The 6,285-nt window shown below is 69.9% G+C and carries 5 protein-coding genes; 3 read left to right on the plus strand and 2 right to left on the minus strand.

From position 1 onward, the window contains the following. Positions 1 to 156 precede the first annotated feature (156 nt). Together fabI and fabG are read right to left on the minus strand one after the other, a co-directional pair. Entirely contained in the window at positions 157 to 942 is a 786-nt protein-coding gene (fabI, locus tag ACZ7LT_RS00125; protein WP_471232353.1) for an enoyl-ACP reductase FabI, read from the minus strand. Positions 943 to 947: 5 nt separating this feature from the next. Further along, positions 948 to 1,652, minus strand: a complete 705-nt coding sequence (gene fabG / locus ACZ7LT_RS00130) for a 3-oxoacyl-[acyl-carrier-protein] reductase (RefSeq protein ID WP_471232355.1) — start codon at positions 1,650 to 1,652, stop codon at positions 948 to 950. 208 nt (positions 1,653 to 1,860) lie between these two features. Here fabG and ACZ7LT_RS00135 point away from each other — a divergent pair, with 208 nt between their 5' ends. From ACZ7LT_RS00135 to tyrS, 3 genes are read left to right on the plus strand one after another with little or no spacing between them, the layout of a single operon-like run. Continuing rightward, positions 1,861 to 3,384 (plus strand): TldD/PmbA family protein, encoded by a 1,524-nt coding sequence (locus ACZ7LT_RS00135; RefSeq protein ID WP_471232356.1) that lies wholly within the window; start codon positions 1,861 to 1,863, stop codon positions 3,382 to 3,384. Next, positions 3,381 to 4,775 (plus strand): metallopeptidase TldD-related protein, encoded by a 1,395-nt coding sequence (locus ACZ7LT_RS00140; protein WP_471232358.1) that lies wholly within the window; start codon positions 3,381 to 3,383, stop codon positions 4,773 to 4,775. The genes ACZ7LT_RS00135 and ACZ7LT_RS00140 overlap by 4 nt, the downstream gene beginning before the upstream one ends. A 59-nt stretch (positions 4,776 to 4,834) precedes the next feature. Next, complete coding sequence (tyrS, locus tag ACZ7LT_RS00145) at positions 4,835 to 6,100, plus strand: tyrosine--tRNA ligase (protein WP_471232360.1); 1,266 nt, start codon at positions 4,835 to 4,837, stop codon at positions 6,098 to 6,100. Positions 6,101 to 6,285 lie beyond the last annotated feature (185 nt).

A 6,285-nucleotide genomic window follows, 5' to 3' on the forward strand; every position in this document is an offset into this window, starting at 1 on the left:
ACCTCCTCCCCTTCAGTGGCCAGGAACATCACACGCTTCGACCAGTCTGCGGGGACCTTCCGGACTTTTCGACTCGAACGGCCGGAGCCCGGAGCGCACAAGGGCCGTGCCGCCGTCCAGGGGACGGCCGCACGGCCCTCGTACTTACGCGGAAGATCAGGCGCCGATGGCGTGCAGACCGCCGTCGACGTGGACGATCTCGCCCGTGGTCTTCGGGAACCAGTCCGAGAGCAGGGCGACGACACCGCGGCCCGCCGGCTCCGGGTCGGCGAGGTTCCACTCCAGCGGCGAGCGGGAGTCCCACACGCTCGCCAGCTCCTGGAAGCCGGGGATGGACTTCGCGGCCATGGAGCCGATCGGACCGGCCGAGATCAGGTTGCAGCGGATGTTCTGCTTGCCCAGGTCACGGGCCATGTAGCGGCTGGTGGCCTCCAGCGCCGCCTTGGCCGGGCCCATCCAGTCGTACTGCGGCCAGGCGTACTGCGCGTCGAAGGTGAGGCCGACGACGGAGCCGCCCTCGCTCATGAGCGGCAGCAGGGACATCGTCAGCGACTTCAGCGAGAAGGCGGAGACGTGCATGGCCGTGGCGACCGACTCGAACGGCGTGTTGAGGAAGTTGCCGCCGAGCGCGTCCTGCGGGGCGAAACCGATGGAGTGGACGATGCCGTCCAGGCGGTCGCCCAGGTGCTCACGGACCTGGCCCTCCAGGCGGGCGAGGTGCTCGTCGTTGGAGACGTCGAGCTCCAGGACGGTGACGTTCTCGGGCTTGGGGAGCTTCTTGGCGATGCGCTCGGTCAGCGACGGCCGGGGCCAGGCGGTGAGGATGATCTCCGCGCCCTGCTCCTGGGCGAGCTTCGCGGTGTGGAAGGCGATGGAGGACTCCATCAGCACGCCGGTGATCAGAATGCGCTTGCCTTCGAGAATTCCGCCAGTGTTTGTCATAGGTCTCAGTGCCCCATGCCCAATCCGCCGTCAACCGGGATGACGGCTCCAGTGATGTACGAAGCGTCGTCGGAGGCGAGGAACTTCACCGTGGCGGCGATCTCCTCGGGCTGCGCGTAGCGGCCGAGCGGCACCTGCGACACGATGTTCGTGCGCTGCTCCTCGGTGAGCGCCTTGGTCATGTCGGTGTCGACAAAACCGGGCGCGACGACATTGAACGTGATGTTGCGCGATCCCAGCTCACGGGCGAGGGAGCGGGCGAAGCCGACCAGGCCCGCCTTGGAGGCGGCGTAGTTCGCCTGGCCCGCGGAGCCGAGCAGCCCGACGACCGAGGAGATCAGGACGACACGGCCCTTCTTGGCCCGCAGCATGCCGCGGTTGGCGCGCTTGACGACCCGGAAGGTGCCGGTGAGGTTGGTGTCGAGTACGGCGGAGAAGTCCTCCTCGGACATCCGCATGAGCAGCTGGTCCTTGGTGACGCCGGCGTTGGCCACCAGCACCTCCACCGGACCGTGCTTCTCCTCGATCTCCTTGTAGGCCTGCTCCACCTGCTCGGTGTCCGTGATGTCGCACTTGACGGCCAGGAAGCCGGCCGGCGGCTCTCCGGAGCGGTATGTGATCGCGACCTTGTCGCCGGCCTCGGCGAACGCGCGGGCGATGGCGAGGCCGATGCCCCGGTTTCCTCCGGTGACGAGAACCGAGCGGCTCAACGGATCACCCTTTCCATGAACGGTCTGGTACATCGAAAACCTATCGGTCCCATCCGTCATCCGGAGAATCGGGCCCTGACAGTGGCGTCATGGACTCGCTGTCGGATCCCTACAGAAAGAGCGCGGTACGGCAACGGAAAGAGCTGGTTATCGGAGCCCCGGCCGAGACATGATCAGGGCGACCGGTCTCACACGACAGGAGACATCCGTGCCTCATTCCATCGACCAGGCCTTCACGGCGCTGCCGCTGCGGGCGCTCGCCGACGCGGCGCTCGCGCGGGCCCGCGCGCTCGGCGCCGAGCATGCGGACTTCCGCCTGGAGCGGGTGCGCAGCGCGTCCTGGCGGCTGCGCGACGCCAAACCGTCGGGCTCCTCCGACACCACGGACCTCGGCTACGCGGTGCGGGTGGTGCACGGCGGCGCCTGGGGGTTCGCGTCCGGGGTCGATCTGACCATGGACGCCGCCGCGCGGGTCGCCGGGCAGGCCGTGGCGATGGCCAAGCTCTCCGCCCAGGTGATCGCGGCCGCCGGGTCCGACGAGCGCGTGGAGCTGGCGGACGAGCCGGTGCACGCCGAGAAGACGTGGATCTCCTCGTACGAGATCGATCCGTTCGACGTGCCCGACGCGGACAAGAGCGCCCTGCTCACCGACTGGAGCGAGCGGCTGCTGCGGGCCGAGGGCGTGGCGCACGTGGACGCCTCGCTGCTCACCGTCCACGAGAACAAGTTCTACGCGGACACGGCGGGCACCGTCACCACCCAGCAGCGGGTCCGGCTCCATCCGCAGCTGACCGCGGTCGCCGTCGACGCGACGACCGGCGAGTTCGACTCGATGCGCACGATCGCGCCGCCGGTCGGCCGGGGCTGGGAGTACCTGACCGGTACGGGCTGGGACTGGGACACCGAGCTGGAGCAGATCCCCGAGCTGCTCGCGGAGAAGATGCGCGCGCCGAGCGTGCGGGCGGGGACGTACGACCTGGTGGTCGACCCGTCGAACCTGTGGCTGACGATCCACGAGTCGATCGGGCACGCCACCGAGCTCGACCGGGCGCTGGGGTACGAGGCGGCGTACGCCGGGACCTCGTTCGCCACCTTCGACCAGCTCGGGAAGTTGACGTACGGCTCGCCGATCATGAACGTGACCGGCGACCGGACCGCCGAGCACGGCCTCGCCACCATCGGCTACGACGACGAGGGCGTCCAGGCCCAGAGCTGGGACCTGGTCAAGGACGGCACGCTGGTCGGCTACCAGCTGGACCGGCGGATCGCCCGGCTGACGGGCCTCGGCCGGTCCAACGGCTGCGCGTTCGCGGACTCCCCCGGGCACGTGCCGGTGCAGCGGATGGCGAACGTCTCGCTCCAGCCCGATCCGGGCGGGCTCTCCACGGAGGACCTGATCGGCGGTGTGGAGCGGGGTATCTACGTGGTCGGCGACCGGTCGTGGTCGATCGACATGCAGCGCTACAACTTCCAGTTCACCGGTCAGCGTTTCTTCCGGATCGAGAACGGAAAGCTCGCCGGGCAGCTGCGGGACGTCGCCTACCAGGCGACGACGACGGACTTCTGGGGCTCGATGGAGAAGGTCGGCGGCCCCCAGACGTACGTCCTGGGCGGCGCCTTCAACTGCGGCAAGGCCCAGCCGGGTCAGGTCGCGGCGGTCTCGCACGGCTGTCCGTCGGCCCTGTTCCGGGGCGTCAACATCTTGAACACCACGCAGGAGGCGGGTCGATGACCTCTCGTACCACCAAGCCGCACGAGATCGTCGAGCGCGCCCTGGAGCTGTCCACCGCCGACGGCTGTGTCGTCATCGCGGACGAGCACTCCAGCGCCAATCTGCGCTGGGCGGGCAACGCGCTCACCACGAACGGCGTCACCCGCGGCCGTACGCTCACCGTCGTCGCCACCGTCGACGGCGCCCAGGGCACCGCATCCGGTGTCGTCTCGCGATCGGCCGTCACCGCCGACGACCTGGAGCCGCTGGTACGGGCCGCCGAGGCGGCCGCCCGCGCCGCCGGTCCCGCCGAGGACGCGCAGCCGCTGGTGGCGGGCGTCCCGGCGGCGGACGACTTCACGGACGCGCCGGCTGAGACCTCCTCCGCCGTCTTCACCGACTTCGCCCCCGCCCTCGGCGAGGCCTTCGCCCGGGCCCGGGCCGGCGGCCGTGAGCTGTACGGCTTCGCGAACCACGAGCTGACCTCGACGTACGTAGGCACGTCGGCGGGGCTGCGGCTGCGCCACGACCAGCCCAACGGAACGCTGGAGCTGAACGCCAAATCCCCCGACCGGTCCCTGTCGGCCTGGGCGGGGCGCGCGACGCGTGACTTCAAGGACGTGGACCCGGCCGCGCTCGACGCCGAGCTGGCGACCCGGCTCGGCTGGGCGGGCCGCCGCGTCGAGCTGCCCGCGGGCCGCTACGAGACGCTGCTGCCGCCGACCGCCGTGGCCGATCTGCTGATCTACCAGCTGTGGTCCTCGGCGGGCCGGGACGCGGTGGAGGGCCGTACGGTCTTCTCCAAGCCCGGCGGCGGCACCCGGATCGGCGAGACGCTCTCCCCGCTGCCGCTGACCCTGCGCAGCGACCCGGACGAGCCGGGCCTCGAATGCGCGCCGTTCGTGGTGGCGCACTCCTCGGGCGACGACTCGTCCGTCTTCGACAACGGTCTGCCGCTGGCGCCGACCGAGTGGGTCCGAGGCGGCAAGCTGGAGCGTCTGACCACCACCCGGCACAGCGCAGGACTGACCGGGCTGCCCGTGGCGCCCGCGATCGGGAACCTGATCCTGGACGGCGGCGGGGAACGCTCGCTGGAGGAGATGGTCGCGGCGACCGAGCGGGGCCTGCTGCTCACCTGCCTCTGGTACATCCGCGAGGTCGACCCCGCGACGCTGCTGCTGACCGGGCTGACCCGGGACGGTGTCTATCTCGTCGAGAACGGCGAGGTGACCGGCGCGGTGAACAACTTCCGGTTCAACGAGTCGCCGGTGGACCTGCTGTCGCGGGCCTCGGAGGCGGGCCGTACGGAGAAGACGCTGCCGCGCGAGTGGAGCGACTGGTTCACCCGGGCCGCGATGCCGGCGCTGCGGGTGCCCGACTTCAACATGAGCTCGGTCAGCCAGGGCGTGTGACCCGCCTAGACTGACCGGGACAACTTTTCCCTCTACGCATCATGAGGAGAGCGAAGATCGTGACGGACATCGTCGACGAGCTGAAGTGGCGCGGGCTGTTCGCCCTCTCCACCGACGAGGACGCTTTGCGCAAGGCTCTCGCGGACGGTCCCGTCACGTTCTATTGCGGCTTCGACCCGACCGCGGCGAGTCTGCACGTCGGGCATCTGGTGCAGGTCCTCACCATGCGCCGGCTCCAGCAGGCCGGACACCGGCCGCTGGCGCTGGTGGGCGGGGCCACGGGGCAGATCGGTGACCCGCGGCCCACGGCCGAGCGCACGCTGAACGACCCGGAGACCATCGCGCAGTGGGTGGGCCGGCTGCGCTCGCAGATCGAGCCGTTCCTGTCCTTCGAGGGCGAGAACGCCGCGGTGATGGTGAACAACCTGGACTGGACCGCGGGGATGTCCGCGATCGAGTTCCTGCGGGACATCGGCAAGCACTTCCGGGTCAACAAGATGCTGACGAAGGACTCGGTCGCCCGGCGGCTGAACTCCGACGCCGGTATCAGCTACACCGAGTTCAGCTACCAGCTGCTCCAGGGCATGGACTTCCTGGAGCTGTACCGGCGCTACGGCTGCGTCCTGCAGACCGGTGGCAGCGACCAGTGGGGGAACCTCACCGCGGGTCTCGACCTGATCCACCGGCTGGAGCCGCACGCCTCCGCGCATGTGATCGCCACGCCGCTGATGACGAAGGCGGACGGCACCAAGTTCGGCAAGACCGAGGGCGGGGCCGTCTGGCTCGACCCGGAGATGACGACGCCGTACGCGTTCTACCAGTTCTGGCTGAACGTGGACGACCGGGACATCTCCACCTACATGCGGATCCTCTCCTTCCGGAGCGTCGCCGAGCTGGAGGAGCTGGAGCGGCAGACCGAGGAGCGTCCGCAGGCCCGTGCGGCCCAGCGGGCGCTGGCCGAGGAGCTGACGACGCTGGTGCACGGCGCCGACCAGTGCGCGGCCGTGATCAACGCCTCGAAGGCGCTGTTCGGCCAGGGTGAGCTGGCGGAGCTGGACGAGGCGACGCTGGCCGCCGCGCTCTCGGAGCTGCCGCACGCGCGCGTGACCGAGCTCGGCCAGGTCGTGGACCTGTTCACCGAGGTGGGCCTGGCGCCGAGCAAGTCGGCCGCCCGGCGCACGGTGAAGGAGGGCGGGGCCTACGTGAACAACACGAAGGTGACCGCCGAGGACGCCGAGGTCGCGCGCGAGGAGCTGCTGCACGGGCGCTGGCTGGTGCTGCGCCGGGGCAAGAAGAACCTCGCCGCGATCGAGTTCACCGGCTGATCGGCCTGCGGATTGGCCGACTGATCGCCGGCCGGTTCGCCGGTTGATCACGGGCTCGCTTCACCGGCGGAGCGTTTCCGCCGTACGGCGGCGGGGTGGGGTGGAGAGGAGGGAGGGCGCCAGAGAAAAACACCCTATGCGAGGAAAACACAGGAAGAGAGGGTAGTGAAAGCTTCCGTTCTTTC

This window comes from Streptomyces sp. NPDC039465, from assembly GCF_055639315.1.

Coding starts and splice junctions, on each gene's coding strand:
- fabI (WP_471232353.1), bottom strand. CDS start 942: ATGACAAACACTGGCGGAATTCTCGAAGGCAAGCGCATTCTGATCACC.
- ACZ7LT_RS00140 (WP_471232358.1), top strand. CDS start 3,381: ATGACCTCTCGTACCACCAAGCCGCACGAGATCGTCGAGCGCGCCCTG.